Source organism: Mesorhizobium sp. GbtcB19, assembly GCF_019091085.1.
Classification (GTDB): Bacteria; Pseudomonadota; Alphaproteobacteria; order Rhizobiales; family Rhizobiaceae; genus Mesorhizobium.
This window is the reverse complement of record NZ_JAGXJY010000314.1, coordinates 1-258: the sequence shown is the minus strand read 5'-3', so window position 1 is coordinate 258 and position 258 is coordinate 1. Positions and strand designations below refer to the sequence as shown.

The 258-nt window shown below is 65.1% G+C and carries 1 pseudogene; it reads left to right on the top strand.

The window, feature by feature from the left end:
* Nucleotides 1–258 (top strand): annotated as a pseudogene (locus tag KVT37_RS32395) (ceramide glucosyltransferase); the annotation flags it as partial.

Below are 258 nucleotides of genomic sequence, written 5' to 3'. Positions count from 1 at the left end.
GGCTACGTCAGCCCTACTCCTCTCGAATCTCCCCAGCATCCTGCCCGCGGCGCCACGGCTGAAACGGCATCATGTCTTTGCGCCGCCCGCGGGTGCGCAGCCGTCGGTCACGATCATCGTGCCGTCGCGCAGCATCGAGCCGTACACGCAAGAGACCTTGAAGCGCGCCTTCTCGCTCGACTGGCCGCTCTATGAGCTGATCTTCTGCGTCCCTCACGCCGACGATCCGGTGCGCAATCTCGTCAAAGCGGCGATCGC